Origin of the sequence: Liquorilactobacillus cacaonum DSM 21116, from assembly GCF_001436735.1 — a bacterium.
Classification (GTDB): domain Bacteria; phylum Bacillota; class Bacilli; order Lactobacillales; family Lactobacillaceae; genus Liquorilactobacillus; species Liquorilactobacillus cacaonum.
This window is the reverse complement of sequence record NZ_AYZE01000008.1, coordinates 100,113-126,050: the sequence shown is the minus strand read 5'-3', so window position 1 is coordinate 126,050 and position 25,938 is coordinate 100,113. Positions and strand designations below refer to the sequence as shown.

The following is a 25,938-nucleotide window of genomic DNA, read 5'->3' as shown; positions in this document are numbered from 1 at the left end:
AATCCTCCCAGTTTTTTTATTTAAAAGTTACGTCACAGATTTTGTCGCCATGGTTGATTGCTTTTTCTTCAATCTCGCCTAGGTTCAATTTTTGTGGCTGCGTCAAGAAGAAGATAACCGTATCATCATAACCGTCTTCTTTGATCAAATCACGATCAAAGTCTACTAGCAAATCACCACGTTTTACAACTTGTCCATCGGTATAATGTGTTGTAAATCCATTGCCATGCATATTAACCGTTCCAATCCCAATATGAATGATGGCTTCAATACCGGTGGTTGAAATGATACCTAATGCATGTTTTGTTGTGAAAGTGAAACGAATAGTTCCGTCAAAAGGTGCATAAATCACTCCATCGCTTGGTTTGATAGCAAAACCAGTACCAGGAAATTCAGTTTTTAATTTATCAAGATTTGCAAGTTGTCCACTTACTGGTGCATAAATTGAGGACGAAGTGGTTGTAATAGGTGTGTTGACTGATTCATCTTCAATTGAGATTTCACCTTTAATAAGTTTGTCCTTAAGTTCTTCAACAATATTAGCATGTTCTTTTTCTGTTAGCTTCACCTTTGATAGGAACACTAATAATGCCAAAATTGCCATGACTAAAGGAACATAGAATGCTAGGCTTTCAAAGGTATGAATGTTTTTGCTTGTCATATCAGCGGCAGTTGCAGAACCTGTCATACCAGCTGAGATAGCAACAAAACCAACTAAACCGTTTGAGAAGGCACCAGTTAACTTATCAATCATTGGACGAACTGCTAAAACCACGGCTTCATTTCGTTCACCAGTTTTTAATTGACCATATTCGATTGAATCTGTCAGTGTTAATACTGTAACAAGTTGAGCAAAATTAATATCGAACAATATCAAACCGATTACTAGAAGTGTCATATCCGTTCTTGCAAAAATAAAAATTAGGTAGGCTGCTATCATTGAAATTTGTCCAATAGCGAAAAGAACTTTTCTAGAAATAAACTTATTTAAAATTGGATAAATTGGTGAAGTACAAAATCCGATAATTGTCGCAATAATACCAACTAACCAATATTCATTTGGCTTTCCCACGACGTACTTGAAGAGATAAAACAAAACACCATTTGTAACAACATATGCAAATGAATATAGAAAGTAAGCTAGACTAGTCCATAAAATTTGATCGTTATGTGCTAGTGCTGAGAAAACATCTTTGATTGTTGTTTTTTTCTTTGCGGAAGTACGAATAATATTATTTTTTTCTTTTGTTCCAAATGCAACAGAAAGTGCACACAAGATAGCGATTAGGGAAATAATAATTGAAAATGCGACCCACCCAGGAGCACCTTGATAGCTTTTTCCTGTTGAAAGATAGGTGAAGTACGTAACAATCGGGATGATGATAATTGTTAAACCATTCCAACCAATTGTACCAGTAAATGCTCCAAGTGAAGTATAGATGCCACGTTCATGACTATCCTCGCTTAAAGCTGGAACCATCCCCCAGTATGCGACATCAGAAAAAGAATAGAAGATATCTAAAGTGATAAAGATAATTACAAAAGCAATTGCGAATAGTATCCAACTGATTTTTGCTAGACCAAAAATGCCAGTAAAGAGGACGAATAAGAGGAGACCACTTACAATGTTACCGATTACAATCCATGGCTTAAACTTTCCCCATTTAGTATGAGTATTGTCAACCATATTCCCAAGTAAAGGATCGATTACGATTTCTGCAATTCTAATTACAACGATTAATCCGGTAATTAGACCGATTAATTTATTAGCAATTGACTTATCAAGATTACTAAACATACTACTAGTTACGAACACGATAAAATAAGTGCTTAGCGCACCGTAAAACGCTGAGTGCCCTAAATTACCAAATGCGAATGAAATGCGTGATACCAGCTTTTTACCGGTAAGTTTTTTTGTTTCTTGCATTTTAAATTCCTCCCGAGCAACCAAATTGGTTTCTTAATTTTAGAAAACGATTACATTGCTTATTATACATGTTTTAGTTAACAAGTAAACAGTATTACTAAATTTATTTTTTTTAGACAACGTAATACTTATTATTATATGATAAATACCGAAACACACTTAAATTTTGTTGCTGAAAATGCTTGTAAATACAAGAAAATAATAAATTTATTTTTATTTACTAAACAGTTGTAAATTTAGTAAATAAAAGTTACAATGTATTCGACAATAAAATAAAGGAAGTTAGGTGGATAATTATGAAAAAAACAGTGCTAAAAGAAGGATTTGCAAAGGTATTCAAAAAAGAACCAGAGATACTTTTCTTTTCTCCTGGGAGAATTAACTTAATAGGTGAACATACTGATTATAATGGTGGACATGTTTTTCCATGTGCAGTTAATCTTGGGACTTATGGTGCAGCAACGAAGAGAAACGATCGCAAAATTAGATTCTTTTCAGCTAACTTTGAAGAATTAGGAATATTGGAAACAACACTTGATTCTTTGGATGAAAGAAAAAAAGGTGAATGGATTAACTATCCTAAGGGAATGATTCTTGAACTTCTTGATGCTGGGTATGAAATAAATAGTGGGGCTGATTTATATTTTGATGGTGATCTTCCAAATGGAGCTGGATTATCATCCTCAGCTTCAATTGAACTTTTAACAGGAGCAATGATTAATGCCTTGTTTGGTTTGAATATTGAAATGCTTGATTTAGTGAAGTTTGGTCAGAAAACAGAAAACAATTATGTTGGAGTAGATTCAGGAATAATGGATCAGTTTGCTGTTGGAATGGGGAGAGATAATCAGGCAATTTTGTTAGACACAAATACATTAGACTATGCATATGCAGATATTGATTTAGGTGATAATGTAATTGTGATTATGAATACTAATAAGAAAAGAAAGCTTGAAGATTCCAAATATAATGAACGCCGTCAAGAATGCGAAAGTGCTTTGGAAGATTTTAAGACAGTTTTGGATATCAAAACACTTGGAGATTTATCTATTGAACTATTTGATGAATATAATTTCGTGATAAAGAACAGTGTAGAACGTAAGCGTGCACGACATGCTGTTTTTGAAAATCAACGAACATTACAAGCAAAAAAAGCCTTAGATAAGGGAAATCTTGAAACATTTGGGCACTTAATGAATGCGTCTCATGTGTCACTTGAAGATGACTATGAAGTTACAGGAATCGAATTAGATACACTTGTGCACACTGCATGGCAACAAAGTGGTGTTTTAGGTGCACGTATGACTGGTGCAGGATTTGGGGGCTGTGCAATTGCGCTTGTAGATGGAAATAAAGTTGATGAGTTTAAAGAAAAAGTCGGTAGTGTTTATAAAGAAAAAATAGGATATGCACCATCATTTTATATTGCACAAATTGCTACCGGAACCAAAGTACTAGACTAAGATATTGAGGTGGAGAAAATGATTAAACAGACTTTGATTGGTCGTTTTGTTCAAGAAGTAATTAATAATTCTTCTTACACACAACTGGATGAATATTATTTGTATAACCGTGTTTTGAATATTTTAGCAAATCATGACGAAAAACTCTCTGCTAATGAAAGTCTTGATTTTCTTGGATTAGTTAATAAGTTGTTGGAACCGTTTAGTGATAAAACAAGTAATGAACTTGAGTGTATAAGAACAGAATTAATGAACTTTATTGTTCCGGTACCTAGTGAAATTAATAATAAATTTTGGGAGAAGTATCAAGTGAGTGTGGATGCGGCACTTGAGTATTTATATCACATTTCACAAAAAAGTAACTATATTAAGGTTGAAGATAACAAAAAAAATGAGTATTTCAAATATGATTCAAAATATGGTGAACTTGAAATCACAATCAATCTTGCAAAACCTGAAAAAGATCCCAAAGATATTGCAAAATTGAAGTCATTAGCGACTACCAACACATATCCTGAGTGCCAGTTATGTTTTGAGAATGAAGGATATGAAGGTAGAGCTGATTTTCCAGCAAAAACAAATCATCGTATTGTCAGATTTAATTTGGAAGATGAAGTATGGGGGTTACAGTATTCGCCTTACGCATATTTCAATGAGCACTGTATCTTCGTGGACTCAATCCATCAACCAATGAAGATTAACCAAGAAACATTTAGACGCCTTTTAGCAATTATCAATACGTTCCCAGTTTATTTTGCGGGTAGCAATGCCGATTTGCCAATTGTTGGCGGATCAATTCTAAATCATGAGCATTTCCAAGGGGGACGTCATACTTTTGCGATGGCAAGAGCAAAAGCAAGATACAAATTTAAATTTGCTGGGTTTACAGGGATTGATGCTGAAATACTTCATTGGCCAATGTCAGTAATTAGAATTAGAGGAGCAAAACAAGATCAATTAGTTGAATTAGCAACAAAGATTCTTGATAAATGGAAAATGTATTCTGATGAAAGTGTAGATGTACGCTCTGAAAGTAACGGGGAAGAACATCACACAATCACACCAATTGCTCGAAAAAAAGGTAATATTTTTGAAATGGATTTAGTTTTGCGCGATAATCAAACATCTTTGCAGTATCCAGATGGAATTTTTCATCCACATCAAGATGTTCAAAATATTAAAAAAGAAAATATTGGGCTAATTGAAGTTATGGGCTTAGCAATCTTGCCACCAAGACTGAAAAGAGAGCTGGCTGATATAAAGGATTTCTTAATAGGAAATAATAATTCTGTAGCAAAGAAACATGCAACATGGGTAAAAAAGATACAAGAATCTCATGAAAAAATTACATCTGAAAATGTAGACGGAATCATTAAAGAAGAAGTTGGTCGAACCTTTACAAGAGTTTTGGAAGATGCAGGTGTGTTTAAAAATGATGAAAATGGTAATGCTGCGTTTAAGCGATTTATTGAATTTGTAGGAATAAATGAAAAGGAGGTCATCAAGTGAATGTAGAACAAGAAGTTGTTGGTAAGTTTCACGGAGAAGACGTTGTCAAATATAAAATCACCAATAAACAAGAAAATTATATTGAAGTAATGTCACAAGGAGCAACTTGGCTTTCTTTTGTTGCAGACGATGCAAATTTATTAGCACATTTTGATACAATTGAAGAATACTACGAAACACCGACATATCTATGTAAGAGTGTTGGACGCGTCGCAGGTAGAATTGGTCGTGGAGAAGTTGAAATAGGCAAAAAAATTTTTCAACTTCCACAAAATGAAGAAACTAATACATTACATGGTGGACCACATGGGTTTTCTGACTTTAATTGGGATGCAACTGTGATTGAAGAGTTAAATAAATCAAAGGTTGTTTTTTCGCAAAATGTCCTCCAAACTCAAGATGGCTTTCCAGGAGACTTGCAAGCAATAATCGAATATTCATTTGATGAAGAAAATCAAGTGAGCATTAAGTTTTCGGGTGTTGCAAATGGAGATGGAATATTTAATCCAACAAACCATGCCTACTTTAATTTGGAGTCTAATCAAGCTAGTTTAAGAAACCATGTTCTTAAAATTAATGGGGCTTCCAGGCTGGAACTCAATAAAGAAAAATTGCCTACAGGTGAATTTTTAGCAAATAAGTCAACGGGATATGATTTTGAAAATGGAAAATTAGTTACTGAATCTTTAAGTCAAATAAAAAAAGAATTTGGTATCAATGAACTTGACGATATTTTTGTAGTTAAAGAAGACGAAAACGAACCTGTAGCAATCATTAGTAATCGTGAAAACGGAAAACAAGTAGCAATTTATTCAGATCGCCCAGGAGTTGTGGTATATACCGCTAATATTTTTGGAAATAAAAACGAGTTTAATGCGATTGCATTGGAAGCACAAGGATTACCCGATTTTATGCATCATCCCGAATGGGGAGAAAACTATTATTTGGCAGACACGAAAAAAGCTCAATATGAAATTAGATATCACTATAACACGATAAAATAAGTAATGGGGGTTTGAAGATGACAATATTGGTACTTGGTGGAGCAGGGTATATTGGCTCACATACAGTTGATCGATTGGTAACAAATGGTGAAAAAGTTGTAGTAGTTGATAACTTGGTAACAGGTCACATTGATGCAGTTAATTCTTCAGCAAAATTTTATCAAGGAGACATTGCGGACAAAGATTTCATGCGTCATGTTTTTAAAGAAAATCCAGAGATTGAGGCAGTTATTCATTTCGCTGCGTTTTCTCTTGTTGCAGAATCAATGAAAAAACCTTTGAAGTATTTTGACAATAATACAGCTGGGATGATCAAATTACTTGAAGTTATGAATGAAGTTGGGGTAAATAAGATAGTCTTTTCGTCAACAGCTGCAACTTATGGAATTCCTAAGAACATTCCAATTACAGAAGAGGAATTCCAAAATCCAATTAATCCTTATGGTGAAAGTAAGTTAATGATGGAAAAAATTATGCGCTGGGCAGATGAAGCAAACGGTATTAAGTTTGTTGCTCTGCGATATTTCAATGTTGCAGGTGCAAAACCAGATGGAAGTATCGGTGAGGATCATAATCCCGAAACACACCTGTTACCAATTGTTTTGCAAGTAGCTGCAGGCACACGCGCTAAATTACAAATTTTTGGAGATGACTATAATACAGCTGATGGAACGAATGTTCGTGACTATGTTCATCCCTTTGATTTGGCGGATGCGCATATCTTAGCTACAAAATACCTTAGTGATGGTAATGAGAGTTCGGCATTTAATTTGGGTTCATCAACTGGATTTTCAAATCTGGAAATTTTGAAGGCTGCGCGTGATGTTACTGGAAAAGAGATTCCAGCACAAATGGCTCCAAGAAGAGGCGGAGATCCTGACACCTTGATAGCAGCTTCTGATAAAGCGAGGAAGGTATTAGGTTGGCAGCCACAATTCGATGACATCCATAAAATTATTGAAACTGCATGGAAGTGGCATGAAACACATCCTAATGGCTATGGGGATAAGTAGTAATAAAAAGTGTGTAATTGCTAGGAATGTATAAAGAAGCTAGATAGTGAATAAGTTAGACATGTTAAGACCTGTTTTCGGTATGTAATCGAAAATAGGCCTTTTTATTCAATGCGGGTTCATTCAATGTTAAGCCAAATGATATGATTTTTTGAAAGCGTGATTAATGCTTCTAACTCAAATAACCCACAGCTAAAATCTCGCTATGGGTTATTTTTCGTTATACTCAGCTTTTTCCGGGATGGAGTCGCACTCTGATTAAACGTGCTTCACCACCCAAAATCTTCCGTCTAACTCAAATAACCCACAGCCAAAATCTCGCTATGGGTTATTTTTCGTTATACTCAGCTTTTTTCGGGATGAAGTTGCACTCTTTTAATCAAAAGGGTATTTCATTCCCCAAGCATTACGCACATCATTCAAAATATGTGCCACATCTCGTGAAATAGCAAGTTGACCATCATCATGACCATTATCGATATAATGTTGCATATCTCTAACTTCATAACGCAAAGCTTGTGTATCATCGCCAGCCGTCAATATTTCATTTGCCTGTTCATGAGCATCAGCAGTATAAGTGATTTCAGCACTAGTAGCACGAGGATAGTTATTAATTTCAACATATCCCTTTGTACCTGAGACTACTCCACGCTTTGGTTGCTTTGCGCGCATTGACAAAGCCATTACTGCTAGTTGTTCTTCGTCATTTTTTAAAATAATACCTGATTGTTCATCTACGCCTGTTTCAAAAAATTTGACAGTCGTCAAAGTCGTATTAGGTTTGCTTGCCAAAAATGTCCTTGCAAATGCGGTAGCGTAACCACCAATATCAAGTAATGCGCCACCAGCTAAATCCTTGTTAAAGAAACGATTTTTTGGATCATAGTCTTTTAAACTTCCAAAATTGACTTGCACGAGTTTAATGTCGCCAAGTTTTCCGTCAGCAATTACTTTCTTAACTTGATCAAATACGGGCATATGGTATAAGGTCAATCCTTCAGTAAGAATCAATCCTTTCTTTTTAGCAAGTGTCTCAACTTCATCAAATTGTTTGGCATTAACAGTAATCGCTTTTTCACAAAAAACATGTTTTCCTGCTTCTAAGGCTGCTTTAATATATTGATAGTGATAGGTATGTGGAGTAGCAATATAAATCACATCTATTGCGGGATCGTTTATCATTTCATTTGCATCTGTAAAAGTCTTTTTAACATTCTTTTCACTTGCGAACTTTGCTAACATTTCTTTGTTAACGTCTGCAACTGCATAGACTTCACCGTTAACATCATTTAACGCATCCGCCATTTCATGTGCAATCCAACCAGTACCAATCATTCCCCAGTTATATTTTGTCATAGTCAATCTTCCTTTCAAATTTATGAATTTTACCATCTGTATCAAAGGTTAAAGCGAGCGTCACCAAATTTTCAAAAAAAGAAGTAGCAATTACTCCGTTAAGTTTAGCTAAGGAGTCATTAAGAAAACTAATATTACCCCAGTTATCTGCGTAACAATCAATTAAAAGATTTCCAGATGCCGTTCTTACATAACCTGCAATATCATTTGACATTCTGATTTTGCTTCTGAGTTTTAACTCATTTAGCTGTTTCTGGATGGGTCCAATAACTTTTTCATCAATTTCTAAAGTAAGCGGAATATCCGGACTAAGTATTTTTGTAACTCGTTGAAGTGGTGCCAAAATTACATATTCATCTGCAAGTTCAGCACTAACTTTTTCAGATAAATGGATACCACCGTTACTTTTTAACGCATTGAGATTTGAATCTAAAGAGTCACAGCCATCAAATGCAATATCGAAATGTGATGCTTGATTAAAATCCGTAATCGGTATACCTATAGATTCACAATAATTTTGTGTAACCTCAGAAGGTGTACAAATTGTTAAATGAAGATTTTTGTGTTTTGCAAGTTCAGCAGCTAATTTAGCGACGTTGCTACCACCACCCAAACTTATAGACATATTGGGTTTAATTAACAACAAAGCCTCCTCGATTAACGCAAGCAATGAAATCACCTCTTTCAATTATTTCATAATATTATTTTTTGTGAAAATAATTTACAAGTAAATGATATTACTTGAAATTTTATTTGTCAACACTTTAAATTTGTAGTTGACAAATTTAGAAAAAGCGGTTACATTTTTGTTGTAATTAATTTCATTAATAAAAAAATCAAGAAAGAGGTTTTCACGATGGACGTATTGGATATTCTGAGAAAAGACATCATGATTATGGATTTAAAAGCGAGGACTAAGGAGGATGCCCTTAATGAAATGATTAACTCATTTTTTGTAAGCGGTTTAGTCGATGATAAGGAACTTTTTGCTAAGGATATTTTTAAACGAGAAGAGGAAGCAACAACTGGAATTGGTGATGGAATAGCAATGCCACATGCTCGCAATATAGCTGTAAAAAAAGCTGCGGTATTATTTGCAAAAAGTTCGGTGGGAATCGAATATGAAGCACTGGATGGACAACCAGTACATTTATTTTTTATGATTGCTGCACCAGCTAATGCTAACGATATCCATCTTCAAGCTTTAGCAAGTTTGTCATCTTTACTGTTAGATAGTGAATTGATTTCAAGTCTAAAAAATGCTAAAACATCTGATGAAGTACAAGAATTATTTAAAAAGGCAAGTGATAAAAAAAAGAAAAAAGAATCATCAGCTATTGATGAAAAAAACTTACCATTAATTGTTGCTGTGACTGCGTGTCCTACTGGGATAGCACACACTTATATGGCGGAATCAGCCTTGCTTGAAGCTGGCAAGAAGATGAATGTCAAAATGAGAGTTGAAACAAACGGATCTGAGGGTGTAAAGCATCGATTGAGTACATCAGAAATTGATCAAGCTATAGGTGTGATTGTTGCAGCTGATAAGAAAGTTGAGGTTGATCGTTTTTCCGGGAAAAAAGTACTACAAACAGCAGTAGTTGATGGAATAAAAAAACCTGAGAAATTAATCCAAGCTGTTCTTGATGGGAAGCCGGCAATTTTTAATGGTGAAAATGCGGAAGTTATTAAGGCAGACGAGGGGCAACAAGGAGGAATTTGGCATCATGTTTATCAAGATTTGATGAGTGGGATTTCAAACATGCTGCCGTTTGTTGTTGGGGGTGGAATTTTAATGGCGATTTCGTTCTTACTTGAACAATCTTTAGGTAAGACCTCGACGGCTTTTGTGTTTTTAAATTCTCTTGGAACGAATGCTTTTAGCTTTTTGATTCCAATTTTAGCTGGTTTTATCGCATTTTCAATTGGTGATCGTCCAGCAATGATGCCGGGATTTGTTGGTGGATATATGGCTACACAAGCAAGTGCAAGTATTGTCAAATCAAATGGGAGTGCTGGATTTATTGGTGGAATTATTGCCGGATTCATTGCTGGTTATCTGATTTTAGTGCTTAAAAAATTATTCATTAGGTTACCTAAATCACTTGATGGACTTAAACCAATGATTATCTTCCCTGTACTTGGTTTATTTCTTGTAGGTACTTTAATGTTTTTTGTGATTGATCCAATTTTTTCAGTAGTTAATTTATTTTTAGTACACTTCTTAACAACGATGGGTACTGCAAATGCAATCTTACTTGGGGCAATTCTTGGCGGAATGCAAGCTGTCGACTTGGGTGGACCAGTCAATAAGGCTGCATATACTACTGCAATAGGTGTGTTAACAGCAACAGGCAATGGTAGTATGATGGCTTCTGTTATGGTGGGTGGTATGATTCCACCGCTTGCAATCGCAATTGCCACAACGATATGGAAAAATAAGTTCACAGCAGATGAACAAAAAGCGGGAATAAGTAATTATGTTTTAGGAATATCTTTTATTACAGAAGGAGCAATTCCTTTTGCAATCGCTGATCCAGTACGTGTGATTGGATCGTGTATTGTAGGCTCAGTTCTTGGAGGTGGGCTTGCTCAATTCTGGAATGTTAGCGTCCCAGCACCCCATGGTGGACTTTGGGTGGTATTGTTAATGCATAATCCTTTATATTTTGTTTTGTCATTAGTAATTGGCTCAGTTGTTGCTGGCACAATCTATGGAATTTGGAAACCTAAAAAAGATAATGCTTTTTAAGGAATTAACGATATGGTATAGTTAAAATAATTTTTAATAGTTATTTGGAGGACCAAATTAATGAGCAGTGAAAATGTAATCGATACGATATACAGCAATTTAAATGCGATGACACAAACTGACAAAAAAATTGCACAGGTTATTTTGAAAAATCCTGGAGATGCAGTTAACTATACGATATCTGAATTAGCGACGAATGCAGTTGTGAGCGAGGCATCTGTTTCTCGTTTTTGTAAGAATTTACAGTTAAATGGATTTCATCAATTAAAGATTGAACTGGCAAAAGTTTCTGATGATGAATCTAGTTATTATAAAGTTATTAATATCGATAATGTTCAACAGGCGCTTGCCAATATTAAAGACAATAAGAATGCTGAGATAACAAATACGTTGACCAGTATTGCAAGTGCAACAATTGAAAATGTAATGAGATTAATAGAAGAGGCACGTGTTTTACAAATTGCAGCGGAAGGAAATACTTTTCCAGTCGTTGAAGATGCCTCGTATCGCTTTAATCAAATTGGTATTTTAGCGATTTGCTCAGAGTCATGGCAAACATCAATTGGGCAAACACTAAATCTGAAAAATTCAGATGTATTAATGGTTATTTCAAATTCTGGAGAGTCTAAAGCATTATTGAAGCAGATGGCTGTTGCAAAGAAGCAAGGAATGAAGATTATTGCAATTACTAACCGCAATGATTCACCTATTGCACTTGAAGCAGACTATCATTTGAGAACAGCGGTTCGACAAAGGGTCCTGCAATCAGAGTATTATTTTTCCAGGGTTGCAGCGATGACAGTAATAGAAACTATCTTTTTATTGCTGATAGCAAAAGACCGGAAACGATTGAGCAAGATTATGGGGCATGAAACAATTATTTCTGATACCAAGATTTAAAAAATCTGATATAAGGTCAAAAAAAGAGGGACTAAATCAAAAGTTAATTTTTGATTTAGTCCCTCTTTTTCCGTATAAACATGTTTTTCTCTTCAATCTTTTATGAATAATAAAGCTTAATGCTATTTAAATGATTTTTTGTTAGTTTATGAAGTCTCCCAATTAGTGTTATACTTCTTTTCTTTTTTAAGTTGTCTTATAAAATAAGTTATTTGTAATGACATTTATCTAATAATTGGAGTAATATTTTTATTGAGTAACGTTAAACAATGAGAATGTGAGGAATTTAGTATGAAGGAAACTCCTAAATATGTGATAATAGCTGATCATTTTAGGCAATTAATCCATGAAGAGAATTTTAAAGTAGATGATCAATTACCACAAGAAATCCAAATTGCAAAAAGCTTTAACGTGAGCAGAATAACGGTAAGGAAAGCTTTAGATGAGTTAGAAAAACAAGGCCTAATATATCGAGTTCAAGGTTCAGGTACTTTTGTAAAGGATGCAAATGGAGTTGGAAAGGGATTCGATAAAAAAAGCTTAGACTTATTTAACTTAGAAGAATATCAGATAGAAATATTGAATTTTGAAATACAAAAAACTTCAAAAGAAATGGCTGCCAAACTTAACATCAATGAATATGACTTAGTTTATAAAATAGAGCGGATTTTAAAACAAAACGATGAAATTATGGGATATCAAGTAATCTACCTACCATCCAAAGTTATTCAGGGAATACGACTAGATGTTTTTGAACATTCTTTATATACTTTTTTGGAAGATGAACTTGTGTTAAATCCTAAAACGGCAATTCGTGAAATTTCAACCGTTATCTCGGATGAAAAATTAAATAGGATATTACAAATTACTAAACTTGAACCGCTATTAAAATGTGAGCAAAGGACTTTCCTGGATAGTGGTCAGCTGTTTGAATGGACACGCTACTATTATAGAGCTAACAAATATAAAATAAAACAGCATATTAAAAAGTAAATAATGATAAAGACAGGACAAGACTTAAGGATTGTGTTTTTTATTTGTCATTACAATTAAAAATATGTATTGACAAATTATGTAAGCGGTTTTATTATAATTAATGTAAACGTTACCAAAAAAAGGAGGAACTTAATTATGGAAAAAGAATTAAAAGTAGCTTTATTTTGTTCAGGTGGTATGTCAACTAGTTTAGCTGGTTCCAAGATGCAAAAGGTTTATGATGCAGAAGGAAAAAATGTGCAAGTTGACGCTTACGATTTAGGAATGATTGATGAAATTGCAGAAGAAGTTGATGTTATCTTAATAGCTCCACAGATTAGTTGGGCATATGACCAGATTGTTAAGCAACATCCAGGTAAAAAAATTATAAAACTAACAATGCAAGAGTTTGGAAGCATGGATGGTGAGATATTAGTAGATAGATTGAAAAGAGAGGGGATAGAGTAAAATGGAAAAAAAATATTTTCAAGGATTAGAGATGAAATTTACGGCATTTGCTGGTAAACTTGCAGCAAATAAATTACTTTTAACTCTTCGTGATTCATTCATTATTGTTGCAGCAACCTCGATGATTGCTGGTTTTGCTATTATGATTCAAAATGTTTTTATTGATCCAACAAATGGGTTGATTTTTGGGAAGGAAGGACTCAGGCTAGGATTATTGATTAGTGGTTCCTGGTCAGCTTGGCAAGCTTCTGGATTGTTTCATGGACTTACAACAACTGGGAATCTTATAGGATTGGTCTCAAATGGATCTTTGAGTACTTTTGCGGTATTACTTGTTGTAATTTTTTCAAATACATTCTCAAGAAAATATTTTCCAAAGAGTAAAGAACATATGACATCTGTCTTATATGCGTTAGGTGCATTCTTCATTTGTATGCCTTGGAATTTTGAATATACTGCAACGGGTGCTAAGAAGGCAGTTAATGTCTTGAATTATATGGATACCACGTATTTTGGAACAAAAGGTGTTTTTGCTGCTTTACTAATCAGTGGTTTTGCAGTTTGGATTTACAACAAAATTTTGAATAAAAATATTACAATTAAGATGCCAGACTCTGTACCACCGGCTGTTGCACGTAGTTTTGAATCGCTAATTCCCGGTGTTTGTACAATGGGTGTATTTATAATTTTGACTGGATTAAGTACAATGTTCACGGGACAAACAATGCCTGAATTATTACTTACAATGCTTCAAAAACCAGCTTTAGCAATTTCTGGAACAGCATTTTTTGCATTTATTGCAATGTTTAGTCAAGGCTTTTTATTTTGGTTTGGAATTCATCCAACATCAATTTGGGGACCAATTTTCGGTTTGACTTGGAACATCAATGATACTCAAAATATGCTTGGTCAAGCGCATCATATTTATTCAACTTTATTTTTGAACTTTTCAACGGTTGCAGCTGGAATGGGCGCACTTGCACCTGTTGTGGCATTAATGATTTTTTCAAAAAGAGCTTCTGTCAAGAAAGTTGCAAAAGTTGCGGTTATGCCTGCAGTTTTTAACATAGCTGAACCAGTTTTATTCGGGCTACCAATCATTTTAAATCCTATATATTTTATTCCATGGGTTATAACATGGCCAATAGATTTCTATATTGGTATTTTCTTTACAAAGATTGGCTTTATTGCACCAATTGTTAATAATGTACCATGGACAGTACCAACATTAATATCTGGATTACTCTATACAGGCAGCATAAATGGATTAATTGTTCAACTTATAATTTTTGTAGTTACTGTAGTAATTTACGTTCCTTTTATCAAAATGGATAACAGAATAAATGCTGATGAATCGAAACAACTTGAAGATCAAGCAACTGCTGAATTATAAGAGGTGATAAGAATGGATGAAAAACAATTAGAAAAAGCGATGCAATTGATTTCGATTGCTGGAAATGCAAAATCTTTATGTATTCAAGCAATGAGTCTAGCTGAAAAAAACGATTTTAAAAGTGCAGATGATATGTTAGAAGAAGCAAAGAAAGTCTTACATGAAGCACATAATGTTCAAACTGCATGGATGACAGCAGAAATGAACGGAGAAAAAGTCGAAAAATCAATTCTGCTAATTCACTCACAAGATCATTTTATCTCAGCTGACATGATGTTAACTGTTGCTCAAAAAGTTATTACTTTGAATAAAAAAGTGGCAGAATTGTCTAAGATTAAGTAAGGTGAATAAAATGGGACAAATTTTTGCAGATTATTTCTCTGACAACATGGTTTTACCGGCTAACAAAGAAATTAGATTTGGAGGGACAGTGAAACCATATACAAAAGTCCTACTATCTCTAGAAAAAGTAACGATTGAAACAAGTGCAGACTCTAGGGGAGAATGGTCAATAGAATTTCCTGCACATGCTGCTTCAAAAAAGGCAATTAGCATTATTGGCAAAAGTGGTGGCTTTTCTCAAATAATAAATAATGTTCACTTTGGTAGGGTTTTTCTATTTGCTGGTCAATCTAACATTGAATTTAAACTGGAAGATGAGCAACATTTTGAAAATGAAAAAAAGATATATCAAAATGACAGTGTTTATTTTTTCAATGTACCACAAATTGAATTTTTTGATAAAAGAAGAAATAAAAAAAGACCAACAGATTTAAAAAAAGGGCAGTGGCTGTTGGCCACAAGAGACAATATTGGTGGAATGTCAGCAATTGCTTTTTATGCTAGTAAGGTGCTGGCAAGAGATTATGAAGGACCAATAGGTATTGTAGATTGTTATAAAGGTGGGACCTCGGCTTCTTGCTGGTTGCCTCTAAATCTTCTTAAAGAGAGCAAAGTGTTAAATGACCATTTTATCAAACCATTTGAAGATGCAATTTTAAACAAAACTAAGGCTGACTTTGATCAAGAAGATTTAAATTATGAAAAGAAAGTAAAAAATCATCAAAATAGTTTACTGGAATATCAAAAGAAATATCCTGAAAAAACATTAAATGAAGTCAAAGATGTTGTTGGACATACTCCTTGGCCACCGCCAATGAGACCAGAAAGTTACTTGAGGCCAGGGGGACTTTTTGAAACGATGATTCTGCAAATAAAGTATGGAACCTTTAATAATGTAGTGTGGTATCAGGGAGAAAATGATACCGAAAATGCTGATTATTATGAAGAACTGCTAAGCAACTTGATAAATACTTGGCGTGAACTTTTTAGAGATAAATCGTTACCATTTCTTTTAATACAATTACCAGGTTATGAAGATGGAATTGATAACACTTGGGCAAAAATACGACAGGTCCAATTACGAGCTACAATGAAAATTCCATATGTAAAATTGTGTTCAATTAGTGACTTAGGAGAAAGTCATAATATTCATCCAACGGATAAAAAAACTCCAGGGATTCGAATTGGGAATATACTACAAGAAAATCAATATGCTGAAACTCCTGGAATTACAAAGATGTGTTATGAAGCAAATCGCTTAACAATTATCGTCAGTCATGCTTTAACGCTTAGTTTTAAAAATAATACACAGTTTGTTGTAAAAACAAAGGGCAATAAAGTAGAATCCTTATTTTCTGCAAATAATTTTGCTGGAAATAAAATTGAAATTGATTTGCCTCAAGGGGCAGCAAGTGTTGAATACGGATTTATAAATTTCCCCAATTTAGGAATCTTTAATGAATTTGGGTTACCTTTATCGCCATTTAGAATTGTGATTGAGAAGGAGAAAGCGAGGTTAAGCAAATGACAAAGTTGGCAGTAGTGGATATAGGAGGAACAACGATTAAGTTTGCAACTTGGGATGAATCAAGATTACTTGATATACATCGAATTCAAACTCCTAGTGATTTAACTAGTTTTTATGATTTGTTAGCTACAGAGATCGAAAAAATAAAGGAAAAAATCGATATCGTGGGAGTTGCAATCAGTTCTCCTGGAGCAGTGAATAAAGTGAGTGGTGTTATTGAGGGAGCTTCAGCTATTCCATATATTCATAACTTCGATATGCAATCAAAATTAAAAAAAATATTTGACTTACCAGTTACATTGGAAAATGATGCCAATTGTGCTGCTTTAGCAGAATTGGCAGTAGGCGCGGGGGAAAAAAATCAAAGTTTAGCTTTTTTAGTAATTGGTTCAGGTGTAGGTGGAACAGTTGTGATTGATCGAAAAATTTGGCATGGGGCACATCTTTTTGGGGGTGAGTTCGGATATATGTTAGCGGATGATGAGCATACATTAAGTAACTTAGGTTCACCGGTAGAACTTGGAAAATGGTATCAGCAAAAGACAGGCAAAAAAGCCAGTGGGAAAAAAGTTTTTGAGTTGGCAAAACAAGATGATTTAATTGCAAAAGAAGGAATTGAAAGAATGATTAGTGTATTGGCAACCGCAGTTTATAACATTCAATATAGTTTTGATCCTGAAAAAATTATTATTGGGGGAAGTATTTCCGAAAATCCAGAGCTACTAAACATGATTGATGAAAAAATTGCAATAATAAGAAGAAAGGTTGGAATAGCAAGTATTAAACCTATTGTAGAAGCTTGTCAATATAAAGGAGAAGCTAACTTACGCGGAGCGGTCGAAGATTATATAACAACACAGGGAGGTAAATAAAATGTTAGAATTTCCCCAAAATTTTGTATGGGGGGCTGCCACTTCGGGACCTCAGTCAGAAGGTAATTTTAAGAAGCAACATCAAAATGTTTTTGATTACTGGTATCAACAAGAACCTACTGCTTTTTATGATGGAGTTGGACCAGATACAACATCGAATTTCTTCAATGACTACAAGGAAGATTTGCTTTTGATGAAAAAAGCGGGAATTAAAGCTTTGAGAACATCAATTCAGTGGAGTCGTCTAATTGATGATTTTGAAACCGCTTCATTGAATGCTGAAGCTGTTAGTTTTTATAATGATGTAATTGATACAATGCTTGCAAATGGGATTGAACCTTATATAAATCTTTTCCATTTTGATATGCCAGTTGAGTTACAACATAAGTATGGTGGTTTTGAATCTAAGCATGTGGTTGATCTTTATGCTGCTTTTGCAAGACAATGTTTTAAATTGTTTGGTGATCGTGTAAATAATTGGTTTACATTTAATGAACCCAAAGTAATTTTAGATGGCGCTTACTTATATAAATTTCATTATCCCTTAAAAGTGAATGGCCCTCTTTCGGTGCAAGTTGCATATAACATAAACCTTGCTTCTGCAAAAGCCATTTTAGAATTTAACAAATTATATGGAAGCAATAAGGAAAAGAAAATTGGAATAATTCTTAATCTAACGCCAGCGTATCCAGCAAGTGAGAGTGAAGCTGACAAAAAAGCTGCAAATATTGCTGAACTTTGGGCAAATAAAATGTTTTTAGATCCGGCTATAAAAGGCAAGTTTCCTGAAGAATTAGTTGTATTATTACGAGAAGCTAAGGTGCTTTGGGATGCTACTTCTTTAGAATTGGATATCATAAAAAACAATACTATTGATAACTTAGGTGTTAATTATTATCATCCTATGAGAGTGCAAAGTCCAGATATTGCGGCAAATAGTTTACAAGACTGGATGCCTGATATTTATTTTGATGATTATGAAATGCCTGGAAGAGTTATGAATGTCGATAAGAACTGGGAGATATATCCAAAATCACTATATGATATTGCAATTAACATTAGAGATAACTATGAGAATATCGATTGGTTTATTTCTGAAAATGGGATGGGTGTTTCTAACGAAGAAAGGTTCATAGATGAAACCGGAATTGTTCAAGATGACTACCGAATTGATTTCATGAAAAACCATCTCAGTGAACTTCAAAAAGGAATCAGTGAAGGCTCACATTGCCAAGGATATTTTACATGGACTGGGATAGATTGTTGGTCATGGAAAAATGCATATCGTAATAGATATGGGCTAATTAGAAATGACATACACACTCAAGTTAAAACAATAAAGAAGTCAGGTTATTGGTTTGAAAAGTTGAGTAAAAGAAATGGATTTTAAAGAGGTGTGTATTGAATAGTGGAAAATAAATATTCAAATTATATGGGAATTGGTGAAAAGCCAATTGGTTTTGATGAATTTTGGGAAAATGGAGTTAGTGAGGTTCAACAAAGAGGAATTGGATTTAAGTTGAATCAAGTCAATATTCCATCAAATATAGCCAATTTTTATGACCTTTATTTTAATGGAGTTGGAAATGCCCAGGTTCATTGCCAATTGCTTGTTCCTAAGGTTACCAAAAAAAAGCATAAAGCAATGTTGATTTTTCATGGTTATCATTGTGATGCAGGAGACTATACTTCAAAAATATCGTGGGTAGCAGAGGGATTTGTTGTTATGGCAATGGATTGTCGTGGTCAAGGTGGCCAATCAACATATGCAGATACTGTAAAAGGTGATGTACTGAAGGGACTCTTGATAAGAGGTATCGAGGAAGAAAATCCTGCTCGATTATATTATCGTAATGTTTACTTGGATACAGTTCAAGCTGTGAATATTTTAAAATCATTGGAATACGTGAATGAAAAGAAAATTTTTCTGCAGGGTGTTTCCCAGGGAGGTGGATTAGCAATTGCTTGTGCGGGGCTTATCCCAGATATTTATAAAGTGCAAGTTTGTTATCCTTTCTTATCTGATTTTAAAAAAGCGTTCAAATTAGGAGATCAAACTGCTTTTAGTGAGCTACAATATTGGTTTAGATATCGTGATTCCCTACATGTAAAGGAAAAAGAGGTCTTTGATACTCTTGAATATATTGATATCAAGTATTTTGCAGAAAATATTAAAGCAGAAGTTAAGTGGGCAATGGGGTTAAATGATCAGGTAGTGCCTCCTGAAACACAGATGGCTGCATTTAATCGGATAAAGAGCTCTAAAGAATTAGTAATGTTACCTGAATATGGACATGAATATTTACCAAAAGTAATGGATAAGTGGTATGGCTTTTTTATTGAATAATGTAAAATAAAACAGCAATGGTAGGTCTAATTTTTGATCTACCATTGCTGCTTTATTTCGATTCTTGTTAATAACAAGTATTAAATTGTAACTTAGTGTAGTTGACTGTTTAAAAGCTATTCGGATTCAGATAATTAATTCATGAAGTCCCCTTAGTGCTATAGTAAAAAAGAAATTCAACTAAGAATTTACATAAAAATAAGGAGTCATGAAAGAAATTTTGAATGCTTTGTCTTTTAATTTCAATTAGGCACGTTGCTTATACGATCCAGTTCCTGTATTTATAATCAATTTTTCGCCATTTTTGATGAAGTCAGGGACGACAACAACAAGTCCAGTTTCCATTGTTGCAGGTTTACCACCACTTGCAGCTGTGGCACCTTTAATTATAGGTTCTGTTTCAATAACAGTCATTTCGACAGTTGTTGGCAGGTCAATACCAATTAATTCATTCTTACAAAAATTCAATTGAACTTGCAAATCTGGAAGAAGATATTTACTTTCTGCTTCAATTAATTGAGCAGGCAGTTCATATTGTTCATAAGTATCTAGGTCCATGAAAAAAACGATATCATCTTGTTGATACAAAAATTGAGCTTTTTTCTTATCAACGATTGCCAAATCTACTTTTTCAGTTGGACGCATCGTTGTTTGGACAATAGAGCCTGAACGAATATCATTAAGCTTCATTTGCATAACTGTATTGCCTTTACCTGGTTTGTGGTGATTTGTTTCAAGAACCTTGATTAATTTGCCATCTTTTTCAAAAATCATTCCTGCTTTTAATTCAATTGCTTCTGTCATTTTTTAAATACTCCTTTTATTTTTTTGTTTGATGTTAAAACAAAAAAGGAGGTGCAAGGGATAGTTCAAAAACGCAACGTGTCATTATATTTCCACCATTTTTATTATTTTCAGTACCATACTTCAGTATAGCATAAAGAAAGTGTATATAAATAATAAAGGACTAAATGTAAAAATTTAATAAAAAGTAGGCTGTAATTTTATTATAAATTTTTTTGAGTTATGATGAAACTAGGTTAAATATTCTAGTAGGGGAGTTTTTTGATGCAAAAAAGAGTGAGTTACCGAAAAATAAGTGACGATGATTATCAAACGGTTCTTGAAATGGTTATTGAAACATGGGATTACCGAGAATGGATTGAAAAACCACTTGTTAGACCAATGGCAGAGTTTTTCTTATGTGATTTACTTGTAGGCTCAGATGATGTTTTTGTAGCAGTCGTAGATAATTCAGTTGTCGGAATAGTTGCCACAAGTCATGAACAGTGGTCACGGTTGCAGTTTATTTGGCAACGAAGACAATTAAAATCTTTAGCACAACTTGCTGGTTATGAAGACAAAAATTATATTTTTGCACAATACATGGAAACAATGAATATTGATGAAGAGCTTTTGGCATTGAGCAATAAAAAATATGGGGGAGCACTCAACCTGTTAATTGTAAAAAAGGGATTTCAAGGAATGGGAATAGGTGGCAAGTTATTTGAACATTTTTATAACTATTTGAAAGAGTTAAAAGTAAAAAATTTCTATTTGTTTACAGATAATTCCTCAAATTTTAGGTTCTATGATTATAAAGGATTAAAATGTATCAATCAAAAGAATTTCTTTTGGAAAGACAAAAATGGTACTCCGCAAAAACAACCTGAAATTTATTATTTGTATGAGGGGAGTATTGGTTAGCAGATAAGGGAAAATCGCTACTAAAACAACCATTTTAGCGGATTAATAATGTTTGTTATTGTGGTACAATAGCAAGCAAGACTGGAGATGATTAGTAAATGGATTATAAAGAGTTTGATTCGGAGTTGTGGAGTGCAATTGAGAATGAAGAAAAACGGCAACAAGGTAATTTAGAATTGATTGCTTCAGAGAATATCGTGTCCAAGGCTGTATTAGCAGCACAAGGAAGTGTTCTTACAAATAAATATGCTGAAGGTTATCCTAAAAAACGATATTATGGTGGATGTGAGTACATAGATGTAGTTGAGAGTTTGGCGATTGAACGTGCAAAGGAGCTTTTTGGGGCTAAGTTTGTTAATGTTCAGCCACATTCAGGATCCCAGGCAAATGCAGCTGCATATCTTGCACTAATAAATCCAGGTGATACAGTTTTAGGAATGGATTTAGCAGCAGGTGGACATCTTACTCATGGATCACCTGTTAATTTTAGCGGTAAAACATATAACTTTGTTGGTTATGGTGTTGATAAAGAAACTGAAAGGCTTAATTATGAAAGCATTTTGGAGTTGGCTAAGGAACATAATCCAAAATTAATTGTCGCTGGTGCAAGTGCATATTCGAGAATTATTGATTTTGCAAAATTCAGAGAAATTGCAGACACAGTTGGAGCTAAATTAATGGTTGATATGGCACATATTGCTGGCCTTGTTGCTAGTGGCTTACATCCTAGTCCTGTGCCATATGCAGATATTACAACAACTACTACTCATAAAACGCTACGTGGTCCACGCGGCGGTATGATTTTGACAAATGATGAAAATTTGGCCAAAAAGGTGAATAGTGCTATTTTTCCAGGGACTCAAGGTGGGCCACTTGAACACGTAATAGCAGCTAAGGCAGTTGCATTTAAAGAAGCTCTTGATCCGAGTTTTAAAGAATATTGTAAGCAGATTATTGTAAACACGGCTGCAATGGCAGAAGTATTTGCTCAAGATCCTAAGGCGCGCTTGGTTTCCGGTGGGACAGACAATCATCTAATACTGGTTGATGTTTCAGGATTTGATTTGAATGGAAAACAAGCAGAAAAATTACTGGATACAGTTAATATTACAGTTAATAAAAATTCAATTCCTTTTGAAACACTTAGTCCATTTAAGACTAGTGGAATTCGAGTAGGAACAGCCGCGATTACTAGTAGGAAATTTTCTGAAAACGACGCTAAAGAAGTTGCGCAATTGATTATTGAGGTTTTAGAGTCATCAGGCGATTCTGCGGCTTTGCAAAATGTTAAAGTAAAAGTTAAAAAGTTGACAGATAAACACCCAATATATGCTGCTGGTGCAATTAGATGATTAAGCTAATTAACAAAAATTTGGAGAGTCTGCATATTATATCAACACTTGCAACAAAAGAAGATCAACAAATAGTGGTTAATTTAGAAGATACATTAAATGCTTATAAAGAAGAATGCATTGGGATGGCTGCAAATATGATTGGCGAATACAAAAGAATTATAGTTTGCCAGCTGGAGCCATTTGCAGTTTCAATGGTAAACCCCGAGATTTTGAAAAAAAGTGGAGCTTATGAAACTGAAGAAGGTTGTTTGTCATTGATTGGTAAAAGAACAACAAAACGCTACAAAGACATCACGCTAAAGTATCTTGATAGAAATTTTCAAGAACAAAAACAAAACTTTTCTGGTTTGTTTGCTCAAATTATTCAACATGAAATTGATCATTGTGATGGGATCATTATTTGATTTGTAGTATCTATTGATAAGATTAAAAAACACTATTTATTGTCTAAACTCAAAACTTTGGGATGTTGGACAGTAATAGTGTTTTTTGCTGTGGTATAAATTTTTTGAATTACTCAATAGTGTGAAATGATGGGACATAGAAATTTTGGGGATGAGTTTTGTAGAAATATCAAAATATTAAAAAAAATCCAACTGTTGAGGAGGACGCTTATTTAGATTATCGAATTCAATATTTAAAAGCTTTTTTAAAGAAAGAGCATTATTGGCTGCATGGCCACCTGAGTTGTTGTTAAAAATAATGCAAATTTCTTTTGTATTATTTTCAATTGGGACAAGTTTTGCTTGTAAATCAAGTAATTCATCATTAGAGTAGTTGTACAATGTTCTAAATTTTCGCCAGTCAGCTCCCTTATGTAGCCAACCCGCTTTATTTCTCCCATGAAGCCTTACCAAAAGAAGCTTTGGATTTGTTACAATTGTTTTAAACGGGACTGACTTTTTTCCAAGTTGCGGTTCGTCAACTGTGACAAGGGTGATTTGTTTAGTTTGACAAAACAAGACTAGCGAGTTGAATGTTGAATCTGCAAACCACGAAGCGTTACGAAATTCAATTGAAAGAGGTAATCCTGTAAATTCATTACGTAAATATATTAAATATGCTATGTTTTGTTTGGTAGCCTCAAAAAAGGGTGGAAATTGTAACAAAATTGTTTTGAGCGAGTTAGTTTCTAGTAATGGATTAATAGCTGTTTTAAATTTCTGAAGAGTTTCTTTAATTTTTTTCGATGAACTTTCTTGATTATTATGAAGTGTTAGAACACTGTTGGCTTTTACCACGAATTTAAAATTTTTTGGGACTTGATTCAACCAATTCGAAACAGCTTCTACACTGGGAATACCATAAAAAAAAGTATCAATTTCAACAGTTGGGAAAAAAGCGCTATATTCACTAAGTGTTAGCGATGGGTGAATGTTTTTTATCAAGGAGACATGTTCACTCCATGAAGTTAGTCCAATAGTGTACATTTTTGTACTCCTTTTGTAGGTTAATATTCGATATTATAGCATTTTTTCTTTGATTAATAAAAATAAGCAAGTTTTTTTAAGTTGTGTTAGATATAATTTATAATAAAGTTCAGTAACAATTTGGATTTTAACAATTAATTTGGATTGATTAACTAAGGAGGTAGTAAGAATGACACAAGAAATGAAAAAATATAACTATTTAATTATTGGTGGTGGAATGTCAGCTGATCAAGCAGTAGCTGGAATTCGTTCTATCGACAAAAAAGGTAGCATAGCAATGATTTCGGCAGATGTTGATGAACCGTATGCCAAACCTGCTCTGAGCAAGAAGTTATGGGTTGATTCTAATTTTCATGACGAAGATATTGATTTTCATACCGCAGAAAAATTTGATGCTACTATTATGTTAGAAACAACCGTAACAAAAATTGATATAAAAAACCATATTGTAGAAACAAATACTGCAGAAAAAATTGCATATGACAAATTATTACTTGCAACTGGGAGCACAGCAAGGAGTCTTACAGGTGAAAAAAGTGATCGTGTTATTGCACTAAGAACCAAGCAAGACTATCTTAAGATTCGCAAATTTAGTGGAAATAATAAGCATGTAATTGTTGTTGGTAATGGATATATAGGTAGTGAAATTGCAGCAGGACTGATTCAAAGTGATACAAAAGTAACGTTTGTAATTACAGGAAAGCGAATTTTTGACAAGAAGTTTCCGGCATTTTTGAGTGAAAAGTATGAACAAAGGTATTTGAATGCAGGGATGAAAATTTATCATGAAAGTAAAGTAACAGGTTATGAACTAATAGAAAAGGGTGTTAAAGTTTTTCTAGATAATGGTGATGTATTAGAAAGTGATGGGTTAGTATTAGGAATTGGGGCCGATAGCAATTCTAGTTTGGCAAGTGATGCAGGAATTAAAGTTGATGAATATGGTGTGGTTGTCGATGAACACTTACAAACATCTATTCCTGGTATTTGGGCAGCGGGTGACATTATTTCATATCCTGATAAGATTTTGGGGCAACAAAGTGCAGGACATGTAAGACATGCTATTCAATCTGGTTTATTTGTTGGTAAACAGTTAGCGGGAGAAGTTGGGACATACGATTATACACCGGTGTTTTATAGTTGGGTATTCGATATTAATTGGGAAGCAGTTGGAAAAGTTGATTCAAAATTAAAAATGTACTCAGAAAAACTTGGTGATGAAAAATTTGTGATTTATTATTTTGAAAATGATAATTTAGTAGGAATACTTTCATGGAGTTCCGAAGTTAATATGGATCATTTTAAAGAGATGCTAAAGAAAAGCCCAAGTATAAATGATTTACAAAAAGTATTGGAAATACAAAAAATTGATTAAGCAAAAAGTAAATGTAACATAAGATATTAAATTGCAGTATTGCATGAAAGTGTGATTATTACAATTAAGTAATTCACTATTTAGGTAGAATTTTGATAGTTCAGTTAAGATTATGCGAAACAAATGATGGGCTAGGTCAGCTATAAATTTGATCAAGTCTATTTTAACTTATTATCATTTTCATAAGGTGAAATAAAATATTGTGGTGAAATACTTTTAATT

At 33.8% G+C, this 25,938-nt stretch carries 23 protein-coding genes; 18 read left to right on the top strand and 5 right to left on the bottom strand.

The features are described from left to right. Positions 1-16 precede the first annotated feature (16 nt). Positions 17-1,927 (bottom strand): sugar MFS transporter, encoded by a 1,911-nt coding sequence (locus tag FC80_RS01975; protein ID WP_057828474.1) that lies wholly within the window; start codon positions 1,925-1,927, stop codon positions 17-19. Between the two features lie 296 nt (positions 1,928-2,223). On the opposite strand from FC80_RS01975, the gene FC80_RS01970 reads away from it, so the two are divergent. The 4 genes from FC80_RS01970 to galE are packed head-to-tail and all read left to right on the top strand — an operon-like array spanning position 2,224 to position 6,916. Next, complete coding sequence (locus FC80_RS01970; RefSeq protein ID WP_057828473.1) at positions 2,224-3,390, top strand: galactokinase; 1,167 nt, start codon at positions 2,224-2,226, stop codon at positions 3,388-3,390. 18 nt (positions 3,391-3,408) lie between these two features. Further along, the gene (gene galT, locus FC80_RS01965; protein WP_057828472.1) at positions 3,409-4,899 is read left to right on the top strand and encodes a UDP-glucose--hexose-1-phosphate uridylyltransferase; all 1,491 of its coding nucleotides are present in this window, start codon (positions 3,409-3,411) and stop codon (positions 4,897-4,899) included. Beyond that, complete coding sequence (locus FC80_RS01960) at positions 4,896-5,903, top strand: aldose epimerase family protein (RefSeq protein WP_057828471.1); 1,008 nt, start codon at positions 4,896-4,898, stop codon at positions 5,901-5,903. Before galT ends, FC80_RS01960 begins: the two co-directional genes overlap by 4 nt. Before the next feature lie 17 nt (positions 5,904-5,920). Further along, positions 5,921-6,916, top strand: coding sequence for a UDP-glucose 4-epimerase GalE (galE, locus tag FC80_RS01955; protein ID WP_057828470.1), 996 nt, complete (start codon positions 5,921-5,923; stop codon positions 6,914-6,916). A 375-nt stretch (positions 6,917-7,291) separates the two neighbouring features. Here the strand turns inward: galE and FC80_RS01950 are convergent, their stop codons facing one another. Together FC80_RS01950 and FC80_RS01945 are read right to left on the bottom strand one after the other, a co-directional pair. Then, positions 7,292-8,272, bottom strand: a complete 981-nt coding sequence (locus FC80_RS01950) for a Gfo/Idh/MocA family protein (protein ID WP_057828469.1) — start codon at positions 8,270-8,272, stop codon at positions 7,292-7,294. Next, on the bottom strand, positions 8,259-8,915 hold the full coding sequence (locus FC80_RS01945) for a ribose-5-phosphate isomerase A (protein WP_235807220.1): 657 nt from the start codon (positions 8,913-8,915) through the stop codon (positions 8,259-8,261). Before FC80_RS01945 ends, FC80_RS01950 begins: the two co-directional genes overlap by 14 nt. Before the next feature lie 213 nt (positions 8,916-9,128). Between FC80_RS01945 and FC80_RS01940 the strand changes: the two genes are divergently transcribed. The 10 genes from FC80_RS01940 to FC80_RS01895 all read left to right on the top strand — a co-directional run bounded on the left by FC80_RS01940 (position 9,129) and on the right by FC80_RS01895 (position 19,849). Beyond that, on the top strand, positions 9,129-11,024 hold the full coding sequence (locus FC80_RS01940; protein ID WP_057828468.1) for a PTS fructose transporter subunit IIABC: 1,896 nt from the start codon (positions 9,129-9,131) through the stop codon (positions 11,022-11,024). A gap of 60 nt (positions 11,025-11,084) precedes the next feature. Then, positions 11,085-11,924, top strand: coding sequence for a MurR/RpiR family transcriptional regulator (locus tag FC80_RS01935; protein ID WP_057828467.1), 840 nt, complete (start codon positions 11,085-11,087; stop codon positions 11,922-11,924). Positions 11,925-12,215: 291 nt separating this feature from the next. Further along, positions 12,216-12,917, top strand: a complete 702-nt coding sequence (locus tag FC80_RS01930; RefSeq protein ID WP_057828466.1) for a GntR family transcriptional regulator — start codon at positions 12,216-12,218, stop codon at positions 12,915-12,917. Between the two features lie 138 nt (positions 12,918-13,055). Further along, entirely contained in the window at positions 13,056-13,367 is a 312-nt protein-coding gene (locus FC80_RS01925; protein ID WP_057828465.1) for a PTS sugar transporter subunit IIB, read from the top strand. A gap of 1 nt (position 13,368) precedes the next feature. Continuing rightward, positions 13,369-14,760: a PTS sugar transporter subunit IIC gene (locus FC80_RS01920; protein ID WP_057828464.1), complete on the top strand. Its 1,392-nt coding sequence runs from the start codon at positions 13,369-13,371 to the stop codon at positions 14,758-14,760. 12 nt (positions 14,761-14,772) lie between these two features. After that, on the top strand, positions 14,773-15,102 hold the full coding sequence (locus FC80_RS01915) for a PTS lactose/cellobiose transporter subunit IIA (RefSeq protein ID WP_057828463.1): 330 nt from the start codon (positions 14,773-14,775) through the stop codon (positions 15,100-15,102). Positions 15,103-15,112: 10 nt separating this feature from the next. Beyond that, positions 15,113-16,630 carry a sialate O-acetylesterase gene (locus FC80_RS01910; RefSeq protein ID WP_057828462.1) on the top strand — a complete coding sequence of 506 codons (1,518 nt, stop codon included), beginning with the start codon at positions 15,113-15,115 and terminating at the stop codon, positions 16,628-16,630. Beyond that, complete coding sequence (locus FC80_RS01905; protein WP_057828461.1) at positions 16,627-17,502, top strand: ROK family protein; 876 nt, start codon at positions 16,627-16,629, stop codon at positions 17,500-17,502. The genes FC80_RS01910 and FC80_RS01905 overlap by 4 nt, the downstream gene beginning before the upstream one ends. A gap of 1 nt (position 17,503) precedes the next feature. After that, positions 17,504-18,892: a glycoside hydrolase family 1 protein gene (locus FC80_RS01900; RefSeq protein ID WP_057828460.1), complete on the top strand. Its 1,389-nt coding sequence runs from the start codon at positions 17,504-17,506 to the stop codon at positions 18,890-18,892. Positions 18,893-18,910: 18 nt separating this feature from the next. Next, positions 18,911-19,849, top strand: coding sequence for an acetylxylan esterase (locus FC80_RS01895; RefSeq protein WP_235807219.1), 939 nt, complete (start codon positions 18,911-18,913; stop codon positions 19,847-19,849). Positions 19,850-20,095: 246 nt separating this feature from the next. Here the strand turns inward: FC80_RS01895 and efp are convergent, their stop codons facing one another. Further along, positions 20,096-20,653: an elongation factor P gene (efp, locus tag FC80_RS01890; protein ID WP_057828459.1), complete on the bottom strand. Its 558-nt coding sequence runs from the start codon at positions 20,651-20,653 to the stop codon at positions 20,096-20,098. A gap of 264 nt (positions 20,654-20,917) precedes the next feature. Here efp and FC80_RS01885 point away from each other — a divergent pair, with 264 nt between their 5' ends. From FC80_RS01885 to FC80_RS01875, 3 genes are all read left to right on the top strand, one after another. Then, entirely contained in the window at positions 20,918-21,556 is a 639-nt protein-coding gene (locus FC80_RS01885; RefSeq protein ID WP_057828458.1) for a GNAT family N-acetyltransferase, read from the top strand. A gap of 98 nt (positions 21,557-21,654) precedes the next feature. Continuing rightward, on the top strand, positions 21,655-22,908 hold the full coding sequence (gene glyA / locus FC80_RS01880) for a serine hydroxymethyltransferase (protein ID WP_057828457.1): 1,254 nt from the start codon (positions 21,655-21,657) through the stop codon (positions 22,906-22,908). After that, the gene (locus FC80_RS01875; protein WP_057828456.1) at positions 22,905-23,315 is read left to right on the top strand and encodes a peptide deformylase; all 411 of its coding nucleotides are present in this window, start codon (positions 22,905-22,907) and stop codon (positions 23,313-23,315) included. The genes glyA and FC80_RS01875 overlap by 4 nt, the downstream gene beginning before the upstream one ends. A 177-nt stretch (positions 23,316-23,492) precedes the next feature. Here FC80_RS01875 and FC80_RS01870 read toward each other — a convergent pair whose 3' ends face one another. Then, a complete protein-coding gene (locus FC80_RS01870) occupies positions 23,493-24,341 on the bottom strand; it encodes a DUF72 domain-containing protein (protein ID WP_057828455.1) in 849 nt (282 codons plus the stop codon). Between the two features lie 169 nt (positions 24,342-24,510). On the opposite strand from FC80_RS01870, the gene FC80_RS01865 reads away from it, so the two are divergent. Further along, positions 24,511-25,716 carry an NAD(P)/FAD-dependent oxidoreductase gene (locus tag FC80_RS01865; protein ID WP_057828454.1) on the top strand — a complete coding sequence of 402 codons (1,206 nt, stop codon included), beginning with the start codon at positions 24,511-24,513 and terminating at the stop codon, positions 25,714-25,716. The last annotated feature ends 222 nt before the right edge of the window (positions 25,717-25,938 follow it).